This window comes from Cryobacterium sp. TmT2-59 (assembly GCF_004403545.1).
GTDB lineage: Bacteria > Actinomycetota > Actinomycetes > Actinomycetales > Microbacteriaceae > Cryobacterium > Cryobacterium shii.
The window spans coordinates 69,952-88,909 of record NZ_SOGM01000086.1; the positions used below are offsets into that span (position 1 = coordinate 69,952).

General features: G+C 68.9%; 18 protein-coding genes. 14 read left to right on the forward strand and 4 right to left on the reverse strand.

Features of this window, described 5'->3' with window-relative positions; genetic code table 11:
- Window positions 1-64: 64 nt before the first annotated feature.
- From nusA to rbfA, 4 genes are all read left to right on the forward strand, one after another.
- Window positions 65-1,075, forward strand: a complete 1,011-nt coding sequence (nusA, locus tag E3T24_RS13305; RefSeq protein WP_134365420.1) for a transcription termination factor NusA — start codon at window positions 65-67, stop codon at window positions 1,073-1,075.
- A gap of 8 nt (window positions 1,076-1,083) precedes the next feature.
- Window positions 1,084-1,341 carry a YlxR family protein gene (locus E3T24_RS13310; RefSeq protein ID WP_134365421.1) on the forward strand — a complete coding sequence of 86 codons (258 nt, stop codon included), beginning with the start codon at window positions 1,084-1,086 and terminating at the stop codon, window positions 1,339-1,341.
- A gap of 76 nt (window positions 1,342-1,417) precedes the next feature.
- Complete coding sequence (infB, locus tag E3T24_RS13315; protein ID WP_134409790.1) at window positions 1,418-4,267, forward strand: translation initiation factor IF-2; 2,850 nt, start codon at window positions 1,418-1,420, stop codon at window positions 4,265-4,267.
- Window positions 4,268-4,365: 98 nt separating this feature from the next.
- The gene (rbfA, locus tag E3T24_RS13320) at window positions 4,366-4,893 is read left to right on the forward strand and encodes a 30S ribosome-binding factor RbfA (RefSeq protein ID WP_134366061.1); all 528 of its coding nucleotides are present in this window, start codon (window positions 4,366-4,368) and stop codon (window positions 4,891-4,893) included.
- A gap of 118 nt (window positions 4,894-5,011) precedes the next feature.
- On the opposite strand, the gene E3T24_RS13325 is transcribed toward rbfA, so the two are convergent.
- Window positions 5,012-5,866, reverse strand: coding sequence for an A/G-specific adenine glycosylase (locus E3T24_RS13325; RefSeq protein WP_166787108.1), 855 nt, complete (start codon window positions 5,864-5,866; stop codon window positions 5,012-5,014).
- Window positions 5,867-5,966: 100 nt separating this feature from the next.
- On the opposite strand from E3T24_RS13325, the gene E3T24_RS13330 reads away from it, so the two are divergent.
- Window positions 5,967-6,620 (forward strand): hypothetical protein, encoded by a 654-nt coding sequence (locus tag E3T24_RS13330; RefSeq protein WP_134403015.1) that lies wholly within the window; start codon window positions 5,967-5,969, stop codon window positions 6,618-6,620.
- A gap of 175 nt (window positions 6,621-6,795) precedes the next feature.
- Here E3T24_RS13330 and E3T24_RS13335 read toward each other — a convergent pair whose 3' ends face one another.
- Window positions 6,796-7,800 (reverse strand): 2-dehydropantoate 2-reductase, encoded by a 1,005-nt coding sequence (locus E3T24_RS13335; RefSeq protein WP_134366059.1) that lies wholly within the window; start codon window positions 7,798-7,800, stop codon window positions 6,796-6,798.
- A 147-nt stretch (window positions 7,801-7,947) separates the two neighbouring features.
- Between E3T24_RS13335 and truB the strand changes: the two genes are divergently transcribed.
- The 4 genes from truB to E3T24_RS13355 are packed head-to-tail and all read left to right on the forward strand — an operon-like array spanning window position 7,948 to window position 10,739.
- Window positions 7,948-8,961, forward strand: a complete 1,014-nt coding sequence (truB, locus tag E3T24_RS13340; RefSeq protein WP_134366071.1) for a tRNA pseudouridine(55) synthase TruB — start codon at window positions 7,948-7,950, stop codon at window positions 8,959-8,961.
- The gene (locus E3T24_RS13345; RefSeq protein ID WP_134403014.1) at window positions 8,958-9,326 is read left to right on the forward strand and encodes a hypothetical protein; all 369 of its coding nucleotides are present in this window, start codon (window positions 8,958-8,960) and stop codon (window positions 9,324-9,326) included. Before truB ends, E3T24_RS13345 begins: the two co-directional genes overlap by 4 nt.
- 37 nt (window positions 9,327-9,363) lie before the next feature.
- The gene (locus E3T24_RS13350; RefSeq protein ID WP_134366057.1) at window positions 9,364-9,813 is read left to right on the forward strand and encodes a hypothetical protein; all 450 of its coding nucleotides are present in this window, start codon (window positions 9,364-9,366) and stop codon (window positions 9,811-9,813) included.
- Window positions 9,810-10,739 carry a bifunctional riboflavin kinase/FAD synthetase gene (locus E3T24_RS13355; protein WP_134366056.1) on the forward strand — a complete coding sequence of 310 codons (930 nt, stop codon included), beginning with the start codon at window positions 9,810-9,812 and terminating at the stop codon, window positions 10,737-10,739. The genes E3T24_RS13350 and E3T24_RS13355 overlap by 4 nt, the downstream gene beginning before the upstream one ends.
- Before the next feature lie 27 nt (window positions 10,740-10,766).
- Here E3T24_RS13355 and E3T24_RS13360 read toward each other — a convergent pair whose 3' ends face one another.
- Entirely contained in the window at window positions 10,767-11,471 is a 705-nt protein-coding gene (locus E3T24_RS13360; protein WP_134366055.1) for a maleylpyruvate isomerase family mycothiol-dependent enzyme, read from the reverse strand.
- Window positions 11,472-11,602: 131 nt separating this feature from the next.
- Here E3T24_RS13360 and E3T24_RS13365 point away from each other — a divergent pair, with 131 nt between their 5' ends.
- The 4 genes from E3T24_RS13365 (at window position 11,603) to E3T24_RS13380 (ending at window position 16,053) form a co-directional block, all read left to right on the forward strand.
- Window positions 11,603-12,553: a sugar-binding domain-containing protein gene (locus E3T24_RS13365; RefSeq protein WP_134366054.1), complete on the forward strand. Its 951-nt coding sequence runs from the start codon at window positions 11,603-11,605 to the stop codon at window positions 12,551-12,553.
- 67 nt (window positions 12,554-12,620) lie between these two features.
- Window positions 12,621-13,640, forward strand: a complete 1,020-nt coding sequence (gene deoC / locus E3T24_RS13370) for a deoxyribose-phosphate aldolase (RefSeq protein ID WP_134366053.1) — start codon at window positions 12,621-12,623, stop codon at window positions 13,638-13,640.
- Window positions 13,641-13,651: 11 nt separating this feature from the next.
- On the forward strand, window positions 13,652-15,193 hold the full coding sequence (locus E3T24_RS13375) for an aldehyde dehydrogenase family protein (protein WP_134434699.1): 1,542 nt from the start codon (window positions 13,652-13,654) through the stop codon (window positions 15,191-15,193).
- Window positions 15,190-16,053 (forward strand): aldehyde dehydrogenase family protein, encoded by an 864-nt coding sequence (locus tag E3T24_RS13380; protein WP_134366051.1) that lies wholly within the window; start codon window positions 15,190-15,192, stop codon window positions 16,051-16,053. Before E3T24_RS13375 ends, E3T24_RS13380 begins: the two co-directional genes overlap by 4 nt.
- Before the next feature lie 189 nt (window positions 16,054-16,242).
- Here E3T24_RS13380 and E3T24_RS13385 read toward each other — a convergent pair whose 3' ends face one another.
- Window positions 16,243-17,547 (reverse strand): zinc-dependent metalloprotease, encoded by a 1,305-nt coding sequence (locus E3T24_RS13385; protein ID WP_134366050.1) that lies wholly within the window; start codon window positions 17,545-17,547, stop codon window positions 16,243-16,245.
- A gap of 202 nt (window positions 17,548-17,749) precedes the next feature.
- Here E3T24_RS13385 and E3T24_RS13390 point away from each other — a divergent pair, with 202 nt between their 5' ends.
- Complete coding sequence (locus tag E3T24_RS13390) at window positions 17,750-18,853, forward strand: S16 family serine protease (protein WP_134366049.1); 1,104 nt, start codon at window positions 17,750-17,752, stop codon at window positions 18,851-18,853.
- Window positions 18,854-18,958 lie beyond the last annotated feature (105 nt).

Genomic DNA, 18,958 nt, shown 5'->3' on the forward strand with positions numbered 1-18,958 from the left:
TACCGTATAGGAGAGCCCGCTGCGCAGTTTCGCGGCGGCAAGATCTGAATAGAGGAGGCCGGCCATGGACATCGACCTCAGCGTGTTGCGGCAGATGGAGCGCGAGAAAGAGATTCCCTTCGAGGAACTCGTGCAGATTATTGAGCAAGCAATTCTGACGGCCTATCAGAAGCACACCCACCAGGGTGACGCTCCGAAGCAGGCCGTCGAGGAAGAGCCGGAAGCGCGCGTCGTACTCGACCGCAAGACCGGCCACGTCGACATTTTTGTGCCCGAAAACGATGAAGAGGGCAACGTCGTCGGCGAAGCCGTCGACAACCCCACCGACTTCGGCCGCATCGCGGCCTTCGCGGCCAAGCAGGTCATCAACCAGCGTCTGCGCGATCTGGCCGACGACGCCGTGCTCGGCGAGTTCAAGGGCCGTGAGGGCGAGATCGTCGCCGGGATCATCCAGCAGGGACCGAACCCGCGCATGATCCACGTCGACCTGGGCACGATCGAAGCGATCCTGCCGCCCGAGGAGCAGGTGCCGAGCGAGAGCTACGTGCACGGGCAGCGCATCCGCGTCTACGTCACGGCCGTCGGCAAGGGTCTGAAGGGCCCGCAGATCACCGTGTCGCGCACACACCCGTCCCTGGTGCGGCGCCTGTTCGCCCTCGAGGTCCCGGAGATCGCCAGCGGCGTCGTCGAGATCGTGTCGCTGGCCCGCGAAGCAGGCCACCGCACCAAGATGGCCGTTCGCGCCACCGAGCCCGGCGTCAACGCCAAGGGCGCCTGCATCGGCGAACTCGGCCAGCGCGTGCGAGCCGTCACCGTGGAGCTCAACAACGAGAAGATCGACATCGTCGACTACTCGCCCGACCTCGCCACTTTCGTGGCCAGCGCGCTGTCGCCCGCGAAGGTGACCAGCGCCTATGTGATCGATGAGTCCATCAAGGCCGTCCGCGCCCTCGTGCCCGACTACCAGCTGTCGCTGGCGATCGGCAAGGAAGGCCAGAATGCGCGCCTCGCGGCGAAGCTTACGGGTGCCAAAATCGACATCCAGCCGGACAGCATTCTGGAGGATGCCGAATAGGGGGTACGATGGAACCCGTTAGAACGTGCATTGGATGCCGTTCGCGCGCTCCGCAGTCCTCATTATTGAGGGTTGTAGCCCGAGAATCGGAACTCGTGGTGGATGAAACCGCCACTCTGTCTGGGCGAGGCGCGTGGCTGCATCCCACTACCGCGTGCTTCCAGGATGCACAGCGGCGACACGCTTTCGGGCGTGCCCTTCGCGTGACCAGTTCTTTGGACGCGAAACAACTAGAGAACAGGCTGAACAGGCTTATGGATAACTAATGAGCGGCTCGAAATGAGACCCGTCCGTTACTAACGGTCTGCCCCTTTCCGGGTGCAGGCCCGGAACAGGAGAATTGTGGCTGCAAAACCACGCGTACACGAGATCGCCAGCGAGCTCGGAGTCGACAGCAAGGTAGCCCTTGCCAAATTGAAGGAAATGGGCGAGTTCGTCAAGGGACCGTCCAGTAGTGTTGAACCCCCGGTAGCGCGCCGTCTGCGCGCCGCCCTCCAGGCCGAGTCCGGTGCGGCATCGAGCACGTCTGCGGCAGTTCCCGCCGGGGCGACCCCCGCCGCGGCAGCAGCACCGGCCAAGCCGGGTGCCGCCCGTCCGTCACCGGCCAAGCTCGCCGTCAAGCCGGGCGCACGTCCTGTCGCCGAGGTCCCCGCCGCGGACGCCCCGCCGATGCCGACGGCCCCGCTGACCGTTGCCGAGCGTCAGGCGCAGGCAGCCGAGAAGGCCGCAGCGGCTGAGAAGTCCGCCGCCGCCGAGAAGGCCGCTGCCGCAGCCGCCGAGCCGGCCGCCGCGACGGATGTTCCGGCCGCCAAGACCGAGGGCGCGGTGGCATCCGCTGCCAAGCCCGGTGGCTCCGTTCCGAAGCCGCCGGCTGCGCGTCCGGGCAACAACCCGTTCGCCAGCAACCAGGGCATGGGCAAGACCCCCAGCCCGCGTCCGGGCAACAACCCGTTCGCCAGTGCACAGGGCATGGGCCAGCGCCCGCCGTCCACGTCTTCCCCCAGCAACATTCCCCGCCCCGCTGCTCCGCGCCCCGGCGCGCCGCGTCCGGGCGGACCCGGCCAGGCTCCGCGCCCGACCGGTTTCGGTCAGCGCCCGGGTGCCTTCCAGCGTCCCGGTGGCGCTCCGGGCGGCGCCGGCGGCGCACGCCCCGGCTTCCAGCGCCCCGGTGGCGCTCCGGCTGGAGCCCCCGGCTTCGGTCCGCCCCGCCCCGCTGGTGGCGGTGGCGCCGGTGGTCGCGGTCGCGGCCCCGGCGGCGGAACCGCTGGTGCCTTCGGTCGCGGTGGCGGCAAGAACAAGGCCCGCAAGTCCAAGCGCACGAAGAGGGCAGAGTTCGAGCTGCGCGAGGCCCCGTCGCTGGGTGGCGTCAGCGTCCCCCGCGGCGACGGCGGAACCGTTGTGCGTCTGCGCCGCGGTGCCTCGATCACGGACTTCGCCGACAAGATCGACGCGAGCCCCGGAAACCTGGTCACCGTTCTGTTCCACCTCGGTGAGATGGCAACGGCGACCGAGTCCCTCGACGAGGCCACCTTCGACGTGCTCGGCAGCGAGCTCGGCTACAAGATCCAGATGGTCTCGCCCGACGACGAAGACCGCGAGCTCCTGCTTGCCTTCGACATCGACATCGACCAGGAACTCGAAGACGAGACCGACGAAGAACTCTTCGCCCGGCCTCCCGTCGTCACGGTCATGGGCCACGTTGACCACGGTAAGACGGCTCTCCTCGACGCCATCCGTAACGCCAAGGTGGCCGCGGGCGAAGCCGGCGGGATCACCCAGCACATCGGTGCGTACCAGGTCGTCACCGAGCACGAGGGCATCGAACGCGCCATCACCTTCATTGACACACCGGGCCACGAGGCGTTCACCGCCATGCGTGCACGTGGTGCGCAGGTGACGGACATCGCGATCCTCGTGGTCGCGGCGGACGACGGCATCATGCCGCAGACGATTGAGGCGCTCAACCACGCCCAGGCCGCCAACGTGCCGATCGTGGTCGCAGTGAACAAGATCGACAAGGAAGGCGCGAACCCGCAGAAGGTGCGCCAGCAGCTCACCGAATTCGGACTCGTCGCGGAGGAATACGGCGGAGACGTCATGTTCGTCGACGTGTCGGCCAAGCAGGGAATCGGCATCCAGGAAATCCTGAACGCCGTGCTGCTCACCGCGGACGCCGGACTCGACCTGCGTGCCAACCCCGACAAGGACGCTCGCGGCGTGGCCATCGAGGCTCGCCTCGACAAGGGCCGCGGCGCCGTTGCAACCGTGCTCATCCAGTCCGGAACCCTGCACGTCGGAGACTCCATCGTGGCGGGAACGGCCTACGGCCGTGTTCGTGCGATGGCAGACGAGAACGGCGTCCCCGTGCTCGCCGCCACCCCGTCCAGGGCCGTCCAGGTTCAGGGCCTCTCCAGTGTTCCGCGCGCCGGTGACACCTTCCTCGTGATCGAGGAAGACCGCACGGCACGTCAGATCGCCGAGAAGCGCGAAGCCGCCGAGCGGAACGCTTTGCTGGCCAAGGCCCGCAAGCGCATCAGCCTCGAGGACTTCACTCGTGCACTCGAAGAGGGCAAGGTCGAATCGCTCAACCTCATCATCAAGGGCGACGTGTCCGGTGCCGTCGAGGCACTGGAAGAGTCGCTCCTCAAGATCGAGGTCGACGATTCGGTTCAGCTGCGCATCATCCACCGCGGAGTGGGTGCGGTCACGGAGAGCGACGTCAACCTCGCCACCGTCGACAACGCCATCATCATCGGCTTCAACGTTCGCCCCGACACGAAGGCACGCGAACGCGCCGCCCGTGAAGGCGTGGACGTGCGCTTCTACTCCGTCATCTACAACGCACTCGAGGACATTGAGAACTCCCTCAAGGGAATGCTCAAGCCCGAGTTCGAAGAGGTGCAGAGTGGTGTCGCCGAGATCCGCGAGGTGTTCAGCTCCTCCAAGTTCGGAAACGTCGCCGGTGTCATCGTTCGTTCGGGTGTCATCACCAGGAACGCCAAGGCGCGGGTCATCCGCAACGGCATCGTCGTGGGAGACAACCTGGGCATCGAGTCGCTGCGCCGGTTCAAGGACGACGTCACCGAGGTCCGCACGGACTTCGAGTGTGGTATCGGCCTGGGCAAGTTCAACGACATCCAGATCGGTGACGAGATCGAGACGATCGAAATGAAGGAAAAGCCGCGGGTCTAACCACCTCCGGATGATGGTGCGGGTTTCGTTCGCGTCCCTGAACGAGGGTGAGGACGGGACCCGCACTTCGGTAGTTTTTCGAAAATAGGAGTAAGACCATGGCAGATCCGGCACGCGCCAGGAAAATGGCCGACCGCATCAAGGTCATCGTGGCCAAGCGGATCGAGCGCGGCCTGCGGGACCCACGGCTCGGTTTCGTGACCATCACGGACGTCAAGGTGACCGGCGACCTTCAGCATGCCTCGGTGTTCTACACCGTCTACGGCAATGCCGAGGAACGCGCCGACAGCGCCGCCGCGCTCAAGGCGGCGACCGGGATGCTGCGCAGTGAGGTGGGCAAGAACATCACGGCCCGGCTCACCCCGTCGCTCGAATTCATCGCCGACGCGATCCCGGAGAACGCCGCGCTCATCGACGATCTCCTGCGTGAGGCGCGCGAGCGCGACACCCAGGTCGAGGAGCAGGCCCGCACGGCGAAGTACGCCGGTGAGGAGGACCCGTACGTCAAGCCGCGTGAGTACGACGAGGCTGACGAAGACGATGATGAAGAAGACGACGAGGATGTCGTGGTGGCCCCGGCCGCCCAGCACGCCGAAGCGCCCCTCGATGAGGAATCCCGCCAGTAAGTCGCGCCTGTAGGGCGGGATCCTCAGGGATCGCGTTCGCTAACGCGGTGCGGTGCGGTGCGGCGCGGATCGGCTCAGGCCGGTCCGCGCCGCTTCTTTTTTGCCCGGGTTCCGATGCTCACTCGTGCGGCAGCACGTAGAGCCCGGCCCCGGCCGACACCGCGAGCCCGTCGGCCAGCAGGCCGGTCAGGGCGCGCTCGCGCTGGACGGCCTCGGGCCACAACCCGCTGATCTCGGCATCCGTCACCGGGTGCCGGGTCGCGCGCAGCTCGGCCATGATCAGGCCGCGCACCTGCCGGTCGCTGCCCTCGAACTTCTTTTGCACTGCCTTTCGCGGGCCGCTGTAGGCGGGATAGCCGGCGGCGCGCCAGCGGCACAGGTCGCGGATCGGGCACCCGTCGCAGCGTGGGGACTTCGCGGTGCAGACGACCGCGCCGAGCTCCATGATGCCGGCGTTGAATCGGGCGGCCTCGTCGCGGCCGGCGGGCAGCAGCGCGGACATGGCGTCGAGGTCGCGGCCGCGGCTCGGCGGGGCGGGTTCGGCCTGGCCGGCCACGGCGCGGGCGATGACCCTTCTCGTGTTGGTGTCGACGACCGGATGCCGGTGGCCGTAGGCGAATGCGGCGACCGCCCGGGCGGTGTAATCGCCAATCCCGGTGAGACCGAGCAGGGCGTCGACGTCCTCCGGGACAAGGCCGCCGTGGCGTTCGGTGATCTCCACCGCGGCTGCGTGCAGCCAGAGCGCGCGGCGCGGGTAGCCGAGCGTCGCCCAGGCCCGCACCGCCTCGCCTGGCGGCACGGCCGCGAGGTGCGCCGGGGTGGGCCAGCGCTCGAGCCACTCCTCCAGGCGTGGAATCACGCGGCTGACCGGGGTCTGCTGCAGCATGAACTCACTCACCAGCACGCCCCAGGCGCCGAAGCCGTCCCGGCGCCAAGGCAGGTCGCGGGCGTTCAGATGGAACCAGGCGTTGATGCCGGGGCTGAGGTCTGGGCTGAGTGCGGGGCCGAGTGCCGGGCTGGCTGCCGGGCTGCCGGTGACTGTGACGTTCACCGTTCTAACCTAGGCTCGATCCATGAAGCTTGTCTCCACACCCCGGATCGAGTTCCTGCGGGACCTCGCGGGCGAGATCCTCGGCATCTACGGCCTGGGCCGCCATGTCATCGCCATCGACGGTGCGGATGCCGAGGCCCGCGCCGCCTTCGCCGACGACCTGGCCGCCGTGTTCGACGAGCAGGGCCACCCGGTCTTCCGTGCGTCGCTGCGGCAATTCCGGCATTCTCGCGCCGAGCAGGGGCGGTTCGGTCCGGAATCTCCCGAGCGGCTGCTGCGCTACCTCTACGATTTCTCTCTGCTGCGGCGGGTGCTGCTCGAACCCTTCCGGCTGGGCGGCAGCACCGGGTTCGTGACCCGCGCGTTCGACCCGGACCGGGACACCTGGATCGAGCCCACCTGGCAGACCGGGCCGGCCGACGCCATCCTCATCGTCGACGGCGAATTCCTGAACCGGAAGGAGCTGCGCGACCTCTGGTCGTACAGCGCACTGGTCGAAACGGATGCCGAGTCCGAAGCCGAGACGACGGATGCCGGGGCCACGGACGACGCGAACGAGCACCATGTGGCCGACCGCCTCTACCGAAACGAGGCGACGCCACGCAGCCGGGCCACCGCCGTGATCGACCTGAGCAACCCGCACGAACCCCGCCGGGTGTTCCTCGACAGCTGCTGAGCGAGCCCTTCCGTTCGCGGCGCAGGTTGTGGCCGCGGGCGCAGCCTCCAACCTGCGCCCGCGTCGCGAGGGTGCGCCGCGAGAGACGTTCGCCGACGGGCGCAGGCACGGATGGCGGAGGAACGGATGCCGACCAGGCGCGAGCGACCTGGCGCGAGCGACCGGGCGCCGGCGGTCAGCGGGCGAGCGCCGCGAATCGCTCGAGAACGTCGACCGGCGCCAGTGGCACTCCACGCGTCTCCACCTCGTGCACGAGCGCGGTCAACAGGGCGTTCACGGGCGCCCGCACGCCGGCCAGCCCGGCCTCCCGCACCACGGCGCCGTTGAGGAAGTCGATCTCGGTGATTTGCCCCCGTTTCAGGCTCTGCAGGGTCGAGCCCAGGTTCGGAACGTCGCCCATCCTCCTCCGCATCCGCAGCGGCAGTACCTGCCCGAGCGCCAATGGAAGCCGCGAGAACGCGCGCAGCTGCCGGTCGCCGAGGCCCTGCAGCGAACCGAAGCGCACACCGCGCCGCATCCCCACCCGAACGGTCTCCCGCATGCTGGACGTCATCACCCGGCGGAGGCCCGCATCGTCGACCACTTCCTGCACGCTGAGCCCGGTGATGGCGGGCAGGGCGTTAAGCATATTGACCACGAGTTTGGTCCACTGGGCGCCGACGAAGTTGTCGATGCCCACCGTCGGAACCGCGCCGGCGAGCACGTCCCGCCACGCGTTGGTCGCCGCGTCGGCGGCGCCGTCCCCGCGGCCCAGGTAGGTGGGCGCGGCGGTCGTGATCGTCACCCGGCCGGGCGCCGAGTAGTTCGCGGCGATGATCGACAGGGCGCCGAAGCACTCCGAGTGTGGCAGCAGGCTCCGCGCCGTGTTCACGCCGTCGAGACCGTTCTGCACGACGATCACAGCCGCGCCGTCGAGCACCGCGGCGTTCTCCGCGATGGCTGCGGCGGCATCCTGCGCCTTGGTGCAGATCAGGGCGAGGTCGGGCGTCTCCACGAGCCGTTCCAGCGCGAGCGGATGCTGCCGCGCCCGGCCGAACCCGCCGGTCAGCGAAATCCCCTCGGCCCGGATCACCGCCAGCGCCAGCCCACGGGCCGTCACGGTAACCTCGTGACCCGCCCGGGCCAGCAGCGTCGCGAATGTGCCGCCGAGGGCGCCCGCTCCGATCACGGCTATCTTCATGCCCCCAGCCTAGGTCGGGGGAGTCGGCACCGCGGGCACGGGTGCGGGGGAGAGTGCCCGCGGGCGGCCGGTGCCCGGTGGCCGGATAGCATGTCATGAGTGAGCGAAGAATCCGACGGACCAGCCAGCGAACCGACGTCCGGGCGAATCCCCGCTGAACCGGCGCGCGCCCCGCGCGCACCGCGCGTCCGCGGCACCGCCAGCGGCCTGGTCCTGATCGACAAGCCCCAGGGCTGGACCAGTCACGACGCCGTCGCCCGCACCCGCCGCCTGGCCGGAACCCGCAAGGTCGGCCACGCCGGAACGCTGGACCCGATGGCGACCGGGCTGCTCATCCTGGGCATCAACAGCTCGACCCGGCTGCTCACCTACATCGTCGGCCTCGACAAGGAATACCTGGCCACCATCCGGCTCGGCTCCTCCACGACAACGGATGACGCGGAGGGCGAAGAGCTCGGCCGGGCATCCGTCGACGCAGTGACCGCCCTCACCCCGGAGGCCGTTGCGGCCGGGATCGCGAAGCTCACCGGAGCCATTTCGCAGCAGCCCAGCGCCGTCAGCGCCATCAAGGTCGACGGCAAGCGCGCTTACGCCCGGGTGCGCGCCGGCGAAGAGGTGGACCTCCCGTCCCGTCCCGTCACCGTCAGCGCCTTCGAACTGATCGACACGGCGGCGGCCGACGGCCACCTCGACCTGACCGTGCGGGTGGAATGCTCCTCCGGCACCTACATCCGGGCGCTCGCCCGCGACCTCGGCGCAGGCCTGGGCGTCGGCGGCCACCTCACGAGCCTCCGCCGCACCCGCATCGGCCCCTTCCGGATCGACGCGGCCCAGCCGCTGGAGGAACTGGACGTCCCGGCGGCTCTGATCGGTCCCGCCGATGCCGCCACCCGGGTGCTGGGCCGCCTCGACCTGACCGAGCAGCAGGCGATCGACCTCGGCCACGGCAAGCAGATCCAGGTGGACCCGGCCGACCACGTCGACGGCCCGGTCGCTGCCGTCGCGCCGGACGGACGGCTGGTCGGCCTGGTCGAGTACCGCGGCGACCACGCCAAATCGCTGATCAACTTCCCGCCCGACGAGATCGCCGCCCCGGCAGTCGCGACCGCAGCAACCGAGCCTGGAGCCGCCGGCGCCGGAGACCACGGAGACGCATCATGATCGAGTGGTTCACCTGGCTGCAACTCGGCGTCGCCACAGTCGCCGGCCTGCTCGGTATCGGGTTGGGCCTCGCCGACCGAAAGCCCAGCGACCTCTCGCTGGGCGCCACGGCGCTGGTGGAACTGCTGCTGATCGCCCAGCTGGTGGTGGCCATCGTCGCCCCCTTTACGGGGAACAACGCCAGCGGCAGCGTGCTCGAGTTCTACACCTACCTGATCAGCGCCATCCTGGTGCCCGTCGCCGCCGTGGTCTGGGCGCTGATCGAACGCAGCCGCTGGAGCACGGTCATCGTCGGCGCATCCTGCCTGGCCGTCGCAGTGATGGTCTACCGGATGTGGCAGATCTGGACGGTGCAGGGGCTGTGATCTCGGTTCCAACGGATGCTGCAATAATGAAAACGCCATGACCGCCCCACAGAGCAACGACGCAGCGACGACCGCCGAGCCCGTTCGACCGACCCGGGTGACCGGCATCGGCCGGGTGCTGATCGCCGTCTACGGCCTGCTCGCGCTGGCGGCCACCGGACGCTCGTTCGTGCAGATCTTCGACCCCGAGGAGTTCGGCCCGGCCCCGCTGGCGTACTCCCTCTCGGCCCTGGCCGCGGTCGTCTACATCGTCGCCACGATCGCCCTGATCAAGAGCGACGGGCCCTGGCGACGCGTGGCGTGGATCACGATCGGCTTCGAGCTCGTCGGAGTGCTCGTGGTCGGCACCCTCAGCGTGGTCGATCCGGAGCTGTTCGCGCACAAGACGGTGTGGTCGTTCTTCGGTCGCGGCTACGGATTCGTGCCGCTCGTGCTTCCGATCCTGGGCATGTGGTGGCTCGCCCGACGCGGCAAAGTCCGCTCATGAAGATCATGCGCGGCGTCGCCGCCATCCCCGAGGACTGGCCGGCCTCCGCCGTCAGCATCGGCAAATTCGACGGCGTGCACGCCGGACATCGCGCGGTCGTCGCCGAGCTGAAGTCAGCGGCCGAGCAGGCGGGCCTGGCTTCCGTCGTGGTCACGTTCGACCGGCATCCGTTGTCCCTGCTCAAGCCGGATGCCTGTCCGCAGGCCCTGATCAGCACCGAACAGAAACTCGCCCTGCTGGCCGAAACCGGGGTCGACGCCTCCCTCGTGCTCGAGTTCAACCAGGCGCTGGCCGGCCTGCCGCCGGAGGATTTCATCGAGCGCATCCTCGTGCGCGGACTCCACGCGCGCTCGGTGCTCGTCGGCCGGGACTTCCGCTTCGGCGCCGGCGGCGTCGGCGACGTGGCCCTGTTGCAGCAGCTGGGGGACAGGTTCGGTTTCGCCGTGCGCCTGATCGAGGACGTGATGCCCGACCGAAGCCGCCGGGTGTCCTCGACCTGGATCCGGGAACTGCTCGCGCAGGGCGACGTCCGAGCGGCGTCCGTTCTGCTCGGGCACGTGCCGACCGTTCGCGGTGAGGTCGTGCACGGTGCGAAGCGGGGGCGCGAACTCGGCTTCCCGACCGCCAACCTGTCACCGCACTCTGAGGGGCTCATCCCCGCGGACGGCGTCTACGCGGGCTGGCTGACGGATGCCGGCATCCGTTACCCGGCCGCGATCTCGGTGGGCAACAACCCGACCTTCGACGGTGTGCCCCAGAAGCAGGTCGAAGCCCACGTGCTCGACCGCGACATCGATCTGTACGGCCATGTGGTGGAGGTGTCGTTCGTGGACCGCATTCGCGGCATGGTCGCCTTCACCGGCGTTGACCCGCTGATCGTGCAGATGCGCGACGACGTGGAACGGGCACGCGGAATCCTCGTCTGACGCAGCCCGCACCGGGTCCGAGAAGGCTCAGACCGGGTCGGTGAGGTCTTCGGGAACGGTCGGAGCCGCCGGAGGCGCCGGTGTGAGCCCGGCGCGGCCGAACAGGAAGAGCACGATGTCTTCGGCCGTGCTCCGGTAATCCGGGCCTCGGCCGACGCGCCAGAGCGCATCCGACGCCACCAGGGTGCGGCGGCGCAGGACCGCCTTGACCGGGGTGGAGGCACGCTGGGCGCGGCCGAGGGCGACCGCTCCGGCCGCGGTCGGGTCGACCGTCAGGGCGAGGCCGAGAGGGTGCGCCAGATCGAAGCCGTGCACGACGGCCTCGGTGAGCTCGGTGACTCCCTGCCGGCCGATCCCGGCCGTGCGGTCTGCCGCGATCCGGCGCAGGCTCGCGATCAGCTCGGAGGGTTCGGTCAGGGCGGCGGCACGGCTGACGGCGTCGATCGCCCGGTTCGGGTTGAGGAAACGGCCCGCCAGCCAGGCCCGGCCGGCGCTCCGCAGCAGCTCGCGGTTTGAGCTTCCCAACCGCCAGACGAGGTGACCGGCGACATCGCGCACGCGCCAGTCCGCGCAGAGGCTCGGCGCCTCCCACTGCTCGGGGCTGAGTCCGTCCAGCAGATCGGCGGTGGCGAGGAGGGTGGCGGCGATCTGCGGGCCCCAGTCAGAGGAGACCCTGGATTCGTCACCGACCGGCCGTTGGCTTAGCGGGAGGTACTTCGAGAGATCTGCCATGCGCCCCAGCCTAGATCGCTCGCCGCGTGCGCCCCGGCACCGTGCCTGCTCAGATGAGCAAGATTGCCTACACGTGTTGATCACCGGCTGCGGGAGTCTTAGGCTGGTGACAAATCGGATGGAGCACCAGGGTGACGGACACTGACGAACTGCTGTCAATTCGTGCGGCCGAGCTGTACTACGAAGAGAACAAGACGCAAGACGAGATCGGCACAGTGCTCCGGCTGACCCGCTGGAAGGTGGGCCGGCTGCTCGCCCAGGCCAAGGCCAGCGGCTTCATCCGGATCGAGATCGTGCACCCGCGGGCCCGTCGCCTGTCCGTGGAACGCCGCCTCCGCGAGGCCACCGGGTTGACGGATGCGATCGTGGTCTCCTCCGCGGGCGTCTCCGGCGACGAGGAACTCCAGTCCCGCACCGCGCAGGCCGCCGCCGACTACCTCACCGGTCTGCGTCCGGTCCCGCGCACCCTCGGCATCAGCTGGGGCCGCACCCTGCACGAGGTGTCACTCCACCTCAAGCAGGGCTGGGCCAACGGCGTCAACGTCGTGCAGATCAACGGCGGCGTCAGCCTCAACCGGCGCGCCGGCACCGCGGCGGCCACCGCCGTCACGATGGCGCACAAAGCGTCCGGCGCGGCGACCCTGCTGCCCAGTCCCGCCATCCTCGAACGCCTGGAGACCAAACGGGCGATCGAAGCGGACCGCTCCGTCGGCGCCGTCCTCAAGCTGGGGGCGTCGGCATCCGCCTACCTGTTCAGCGCCGGCCAGGCAGACCAGAACTCGGCCCTGGTCGATAGCGGCTACCTAACCGAAGAGCAGGTGGCCGAACTCGTGCGCAAGGGAGCCGTCGGCGACATCGTCGGCCGCTACATCGACAGCAACGGCAACATCGTCGACCCGGAACTCGACGAGCGCACGGTCGGCATCCCGCTCGAACAGCTGCGCAACGCGAAAACGGCGATCGCCGTGATCGCCGGCAGCTCCAAGCACGCCATCGCGCGCGCCGTCGTCGGCAGCGGGCTGTGCACCGTGCTGGTCACCGACGAAGACACCGCCCTCGCCATCCTCGGCGAGCACGCGTGAGCCCGAACGACCAGACCATCCGAACCAGACCAGACCATCCGGACCACACCAACCGCAAGGACAACTCATGACTAGTAGCCCATCGGCTATGGCCCAGCTGAACACCGGGCAACGAGCCCTGGCGCTCATCGGCGGCGAGGCCACCGACGCGAACCTGCGCCGGTACCTGCATGGCATCCCCGGGATCGACGCCGTCGGACTCGAGCAGCGGGCCGCCGACCTCGGCAGCCGCTCGATCAAGACCAGCTCCAAGAAGTGGGCGATCGACAAGATCATCAGCCTGATCGACCTCACCACCCTCGAAGGAGCCGACACCCCCGGCAAGGTGCGCTCCCTGGTCGGCAAGGCGCTCACCCCCGACGCCGGCGACCCGACCTGCCCCCGCGTCGCCGCGGTCTGCGTCTACGGCGACATGGTTCCCCACGCCGTGGCGGCCCTCGGGTCGGCGCACTCCGCGGGCACGGATGCCGGCGTGAACGTCGCCGCCGTCGCCACCGCCTTCCCGAGCGGTCGCGCGTCCCTGGCGATCAAGCTCGCCGACGTGCGCGACGCGGTCCTCGCCGGTGCCGACGAGATCGACATGGTCATCGACCGCGGCGCCTTCCTCTCCGGACGCTTCGGCCAGGTCTACGACGAGATCGTCGCCGTCAAGGAGACCTGCCGCCGGGCCGACGGCAGCTACGCCCACCTCAAGGTGATCCTCGAAACCGGGGAGCTCAACACGTACGACAACGTGCGCCGCGCGTCCTGGCTGGCCATCCTGGCCGGGGGAGACTTCATCAAGACCTCCACCGGCAAGGTCCCCGTCGCGGCCACGCTGCCCGTGACCCTGTCCATGCTCGAGGTCGTGCGCGACTGGCACCGCCTCACCGGCGACAAAGTCGGCGTGAAGCCGGCCGGCGGCATCCGCACCTCCAAGGACGCCATCAAATACATCGTGACCGTGGCCGAAACCGTGGGCGAGGAGTGGCTCACGCCGCACCTGTTCCGGTTCGGGGCCTCCAGCCTGCTCAACGACGTGCTCATGCAGCGCCAGAAGATGACCACCGGACACTACTCCGGACCCGACTACGTGACGATTGACTAAAGGATCACCCCATGAGCTTTCTTGACTACGCTCCGGCCCCGGAGTCCCAGGCCCTGCTGAACCTGCGTTCGGACTACGGCCTTTTCATCGACGGCGAATTCGTCGCCGGTCGCGGTGAGCCGTTCCAGACCATCAACCCGGCCACCGAGAAACAGATCGCGATGATCGCCCACGCCAACTCTGCGGACGTCGACACCGCCGTGGCCGCCGCCCGCCGCGCCTACGCCCATACCTGGTCCAAGCTCTCCGGCAGCGATCGCGGCAAGTACCTGTTCCGCATCGCGCGCCTCGTGCAGGAACGGGCCCGCGAGCTCGCCGTGGCCGAGACGCTCGACAACGGCAAACCGATCAAGGAAAGCCGCGACGTCGACGTTCCCTTGGTCGCGGCCTGGTTCTTCTACTACGCGGGCTGGGCCGACAAGCTCGACCACGCGGGAGTCGGCCCCACCCCCTCGTCCCGGGGCGTCGCCGCGCAGGTCATCCCTTGGAACTTCCCCCTCCTGATGCTCGCCTGGAAGATCGCGCCGGCCCTCGCTGCCGGCAACACCGTCGTGATCAAGCCGGCCGAGACGACCTCCCTGACCGCGCTCCTGTTCGCGGAGATCCTGCAGCAGGCGGACCTTCCCGCCGGCGTGGTCAACATCGTCACCGGCGGCCGGGAGACCGGTCAGGCCCTCGTCGGGCACCCCGACGTGAACCTGGTCGCGTTCACCGGGTCTACCGGAGCCGGCCGGGCCATCGCGCGCTCGGTCGCCGGAACCGACAAGAAGGTCATCCTCGAACTCGGCGGCAAGGCGGCCAACATCGTCTTCGACGACGCGCCGATCGACCAGGCCATCGAGGGCATCGTCAACGGGATCTTCTTCAACCAGGGCCACGTCTGCTGCGCCGGCAGCCGTCTGCTCGTGCAGGAGAGCATTCACGACGACGTCATCGACCGCCTCAAGGCGAGGCTCTCGACCCTGCGCCTCGGCGACCCACTCGACAAGAACACCGATATCGGTGCGATCAACAGCGCCGAGCAGCTGAAGCGCATCCGTGAACTCACCGACATCGGTGAGCAGGAAGGCGCCGAGCGCTGGAGCCCGGACTGCGTGCTCCCGGACAACGGCTTCTGGTTCAAGCCGACCATCTTCACGAACGTGTCCACCAGCCACCGCATCGCCCGCGATGAGGTCTTCGGCCCGGTGCTGTCCGTGCTCACCTTCCGCACCCCGGCCGAGGCGATCGCGAAGGCGAACAACACGCCCTTCGGCCTCTCCGCCGGTATCTGGACCGAGAAGGGCAGCCGCATGCTCGCCGTCGCCGACAAGCTGCGCGCCGGGGTGATCTGGGCCAACACGTTCAACCGCTTTGACCCGGCCAGCCCCTTCGGCGGCTACAAGGAGTCCGGTTACGGGCGCGAGGGTGGTCGCCACGGCCTCGCCTCGTACCTCAAGCCGGCCGCGAGCCGCGCCGCCGCCCGCACGGTGAATGCCGCTTTGGCCGCTCGCATCGCCGCCACGGAATCAGACCCGAAGACCCCCGTTTCACGAAAGAAGGCCGCAAAGTGACCCGCCTCGCCGTTCCCAAGACCTACAAGCTCTACGTCGGCGGCAAGTTCCCGCGCAGCGAGTCCGGCCGGGTCTACGAGGTTCGCTCGCACGACGGGGTGTTCCTCGCCAACGCCGCGCAGGCCAGCCGCAAGGATGCCCGTGACGCGGTCGTCGCCGCCCGTTCCGCCCTCGGCGGCTGGGCCGGCGCCACAGCGTACAACCGCGGCCAGGTGCTTTACCGGATCGCCGAACTGCTCGAAGGGCGCCGCGCCCAGTTCATCGACGAGATCGTGAAGTCGGAGGGCGTCTCGGCGGCCGCCGCGTCCGCCCAGGTCGACGAGGCCATCGACCGGTGGGTCTGGTACGCGGGCTGGGCGGACAAGTACGTGCAGGTCGCCGGCAACGCGAACCCGGTCTCCGGTCCCTACTTCAACATCTCCGTGCCGGAGCCCACCGGTGTCGTCGCGATCATCGCCCCGCAGACCGGCGGGTCCCTCCTCGGCCTCGTCAGCGCCGTGGCCCCGGCCCTGGTGTCGGGCAACACGGTCGTCGTGGTGGCCAACGAACGGATGCCGCTGTCGGCCATCAGCCTGGGCGAGGTGCTCGCCACCAGCGACGTTCCCGGCGGCGTGGTCAACATCCTGACCGGTTCACCCGCCGAGATGGCCCCGTGGCTGGCCAGCCACGCGGACGTCAATGCCATCGACCTCGTCGGGGCCGGTGACCTCGACTGGATCAACCTCCAGATCGACGCGGCCGAGACGCTCACCCGGGTGCTGCAGCCCGAGAATGGTCCGGATGCCGCGAGCCCCTCGCTCGACCGCATCGTGGCGTTCACGGAGACGAAGACGATCTGGCACACCAAGGGCCTGATCTAGCCGCCCCTGATCGGGCCGGCCCCAGCTCTGGCCCGCCTAACGAATTCGACGGAGACTTTGGCCTAAAAGGCCAAAAAAGCGCCTGCAGGGCGTCAAAACCCTAAAATCTCCGTCGAATTCGTCAGGGCCGCGCGAGTGTCGCCCGTGGGGGCAGCGTGGGTTGTTCCGTGCGGGCCCGGCAGCGCGCGACTATTCCTCGTGCGGGCGCTCGGTGCCGTCGTCGCGCAGCAGGTCCTCGAGGGCCTGGTCCACTTCGTCCAGCACCGGTTCGGCGCCGGCCGCCGAGCTGGTCAGCCGGGCCACGAGGGCCTGAGGGGCGTCCAGGTCGGCCGACGTGGGCAGCAGGTCGGGGTGCGCCCACAGCTCGTCGCGCTTGTCGTTGCCCACGGCATCCGTCACGGCCTGCCACATGGCGGCGGCCTCGCGCAGACGGCGCGGGCGCAGCTCCAGCCCGACCAGGGTGGCGAACGCGGACTCGGCCGGCCCGCCGGATGCACGGCGGCGCTTCACGGTCTCGGCGATGGCATCGGCCCGGGGGAGGCGGCTGGTGGCCTCGAGCGTGACGACGTCGACCCAGCCCTCGATCAGGGCGAGCATCGTCTCCAGCCGGGCCAGCGCGGCCAGCTGGGACTCGCTCTTCGGCGGGATCAGCGAACCGTTGACCATGGCTTCGCGCAGTTCCTCCGGATTGGAGGGGTCGAAGCCGTCGGCGAGTTCCTCGAGCCGGCCGGAGTCGATGTGGATTCCGCGGGCGAAGTCGGTGATTGAGCTGATCAGGTGCAGGCGCAGCCACCGCGAGTGCCGGAACAGCCGGGCGTGGGCGAGCTCGCGCACGGCCAGGTAGATCTGTACCTGGTCGTCCGGAACGTCAAGTCCCTCGCCGAAAATGGCGACGTTCTGGGGCAGCAGGGCGGCCTGCTGGTCACTGAGCAGCGGGATGCCGACGTCGCCGCCGGAGACGACCTCGCTGGAGAGCTGCCCGACGACCTGACCGAGCTGCATGGCGAACAGGGTGCCGCCGATGCTGCGCATGACCTGGCTCGCGCCGGCCATCATGCCCTTGAGTTCCTCGGGAGCCTGCTCAGTCAGAACCCGGGTCAGCGAATCGGAGATGCTGGTGGCCACCGGTTCGGCGAGCTGGGTCCAGAGCGGCATCGTCGCGGTGACCCACTCCTTGCGGGTCATCAACTTCGGGGGAGTGGTGAGCTCGGCGACCGAGATCACCTCGTCCAGCCATAGCGCGGCGATGTGGAAGGCCTGGTCGAGGGCGGTGCGCTGCTCATCGGTGACGGCGAGTTGCCCGTTGGCGGCGCGCTCCTGGCCCTGGCTGAGTGCGGCGTCCCAGTTCATGGCACCGTCCCCGGAGTTGCGCAGGGCGCCCTGGAGCTGGTTCATCAGCGCCGCGATACTCACCGGGTCGCTGGGAAGGCCGGCGGCCCCGGCCAGCTGGCTCGGGTCGATGGACGACTTCCCGGACAGGATGTCGCGAAGCATGTCCCGAAACTCATCTTCAGGATTGTGACCCTCGTCGGGTCGTGAGTCGTCGTCAGCCACTTCAGGCACCTCTCAGTCACGTGCCTCTACGCTAGCCGGAGATTCATGGCGGGGACTGGGAAATGTCCTACGCTGGAAAACCGGTGTGCGCCTGTCGCGAACATCGAGCGCAAACATCGAGCGCAGATCTGGAAGGAGCCCGGTGGCCCTCTTCACCGAAGACTCGTCGCTGCCGGCCGGTCGGTCTCACCGTGCCGGAAAGGTGGGCTGGGTGGCGATCTCCGTTGCGCTGGCCATCGGCCTGATCCTGGCCATCACGCCGTCCCCGTACGTGATCGAGAAGCCCGGCCCGGTCTACAACACCATCGGAACGGCCGAGCAGAATGGCAAAGACGTTCCGCTGATCACGATCCCGGACGAGACCGTGTACCCGACGGAGGGCCAACTCGACCTGCTGACGGTTTCGCTGGTTGGCAACCCCGAAAACCGGCCGAGCTGGCTGACGGTCGCGGCGGCGTGGCTGGACCCGACCCAGGCCGTCATCCCGATCGACGCCGCATTCCCGGCCGACGTCTCCACAAAGGAACGCGAAGACGAGAACCAGGCGCTGATGGTGAACTCGCAGCAGGATGCGATCGCCGCGGCGCTGACCAACCTCGGCTACGACTATCCGACGATCCTCCAGGTCGCGTCGTTGCCCAAAGACTCCCCGGCCGCGGGCCTGATCATGACCGGCGACCAGGTCGTCTCGGTGAACGGCGCCGCCGTGGCCGACATCACGGCGCTGCGTTCCGCGCTGGCCGCCAACGGGGTGGACGCCCCGGCCGCCATCGGCGTCCTCCGCGACGGCAAGACCCTGACCGTGCGGGTCACCCCGATCGCCTCGGGCGACGCCGTGGTGGTCGGCATCAACGTGACCAGCAAGTACGAGTTCCCGTTCGACGTGAAGATCCAGCTCGACCAGGTCGGCGGGCCCAGCGCGGGCATGATGTTCGCTCTCGGCATCATCGACAAGCTCACCCCCGGCGCCATCCAGGGCGGGGCGGATGTCGCGGGCACCGGAACGATCAATCAGGCCGGTGAGGTCGGGCCGATCGGCGGCATCCGGCAGAAGCTCACCGGCGCGCGCGAGGCCGGTGCGGAATGGTTCCTGGCGCCCAAGGACAACTGCGACGAGGTCACCGGGCATGTTCCGGACGGCCTGACGGTCTTCTCGGTCGACGCCCTCGACGACGCACTGGCCGCGCTGGACGCCATCCGCACGGGAAAGGGCGCCGGAGCCCTGCCGCAGTGCCCGGCCGCCTAGATGAGTGAGTCCTAATCGATTGTCGGTAGCGGTACACGTCTAGTCAGATCGGACTGGCCCGGCGTGGACGCTGTTAATCGAAGGCGGAGGGTGTTAAACCCTGTT

What these genes read in the sequence shown, in the direction of transcription:
- nusA (WP_134365420.1), top strand. Translation starts at nt 65, where the DNA reads ATGGACATCGACCTCAGCGTGTTGCGGCAGATGGAGCGCGAGAAAGAG.
- E3T24_RS13310 (WP_134365421.1), top strand. Translation starts at nt 1,084, where the DNA reads ATGGAACCCGTTAGAACGTGCATTGGATGCCGTTCGCGCGCTCCGCAG.
- rbfA (WP_134366061.1), top strand. Translation starts at nt 4,366, where the DNA reads ATGGCAGATCCGGCACGCGCCAGGAAAATGGCCGACCGCATCAAGGTC.
- E3T24_RS13330 (WP_134403015.1), top strand. Translation starts at nt 5,967, where the DNA reads ATGAAGCTTGTCTCCACACCCCGGATCGAGTTCCTGCGGGACCTCGCG.
- E3T24_RS13335 (WP_134366059.1), bottom strand. Translation starts at nt 7,800, where the DNA reads ATGAAGATAGCCGTGATCGGAGCGGGCGCCCTCGGCGGCACATTCGCG.
- E3T24_RS13345 (WP_134403014.1), top strand. Translation starts at nt 8,958, where the DNA reads ATGATCGAGTGGTTCACCTGGCTGCAACTCGGCGTCGCCACAGTCGCC.
- E3T24_RS13350 (WP_134366057.1), top strand. Translation starts at nt 9,364, where the DNA reads ATGACCGCCCCACAGAGCAACGACGCAGCGACGACCGCCGAGCCCGTT.
- E3T24_RS13355 (WP_134366056.1), top strand. Translation starts at nt 9,810, where the DNA reads ATGAAGATCATGCGCGGCGTCGCCGCCATCCCCGAGGACTGGCCGGCC.
- E3T24_RS13360 (WP_134366055.1), bottom strand. Translation starts at nt 11,471, where the DNA reads ATGGCAGATCTCTCGAAGTACCTCCCGCTAAGCCAACGGCCGGTCGGT.
- deoC (WP_134366053.1), top strand. Translation starts at nt 12,621, where the DNA reads ATGACTAGTAGCCCATCGGCTATGGCCCAGCTGAACACCGGGCAACGA.
- E3T24_RS13375 (WP_134434699.1), top strand. Translation starts at nt 13,652, where the DNA reads ATGAGCTTTCTTGACTACGCTCCGGCCCCGGAGTCCCAGGCCCTGCTG.
- E3T24_RS13385 (WP_134366050.1), bottom strand. Translation starts at nt 17,547, where the DNA reads ATGCTTCGCGACATCCTGTCCGGGAAGTCGTCCATCGACCCGAGCCAG.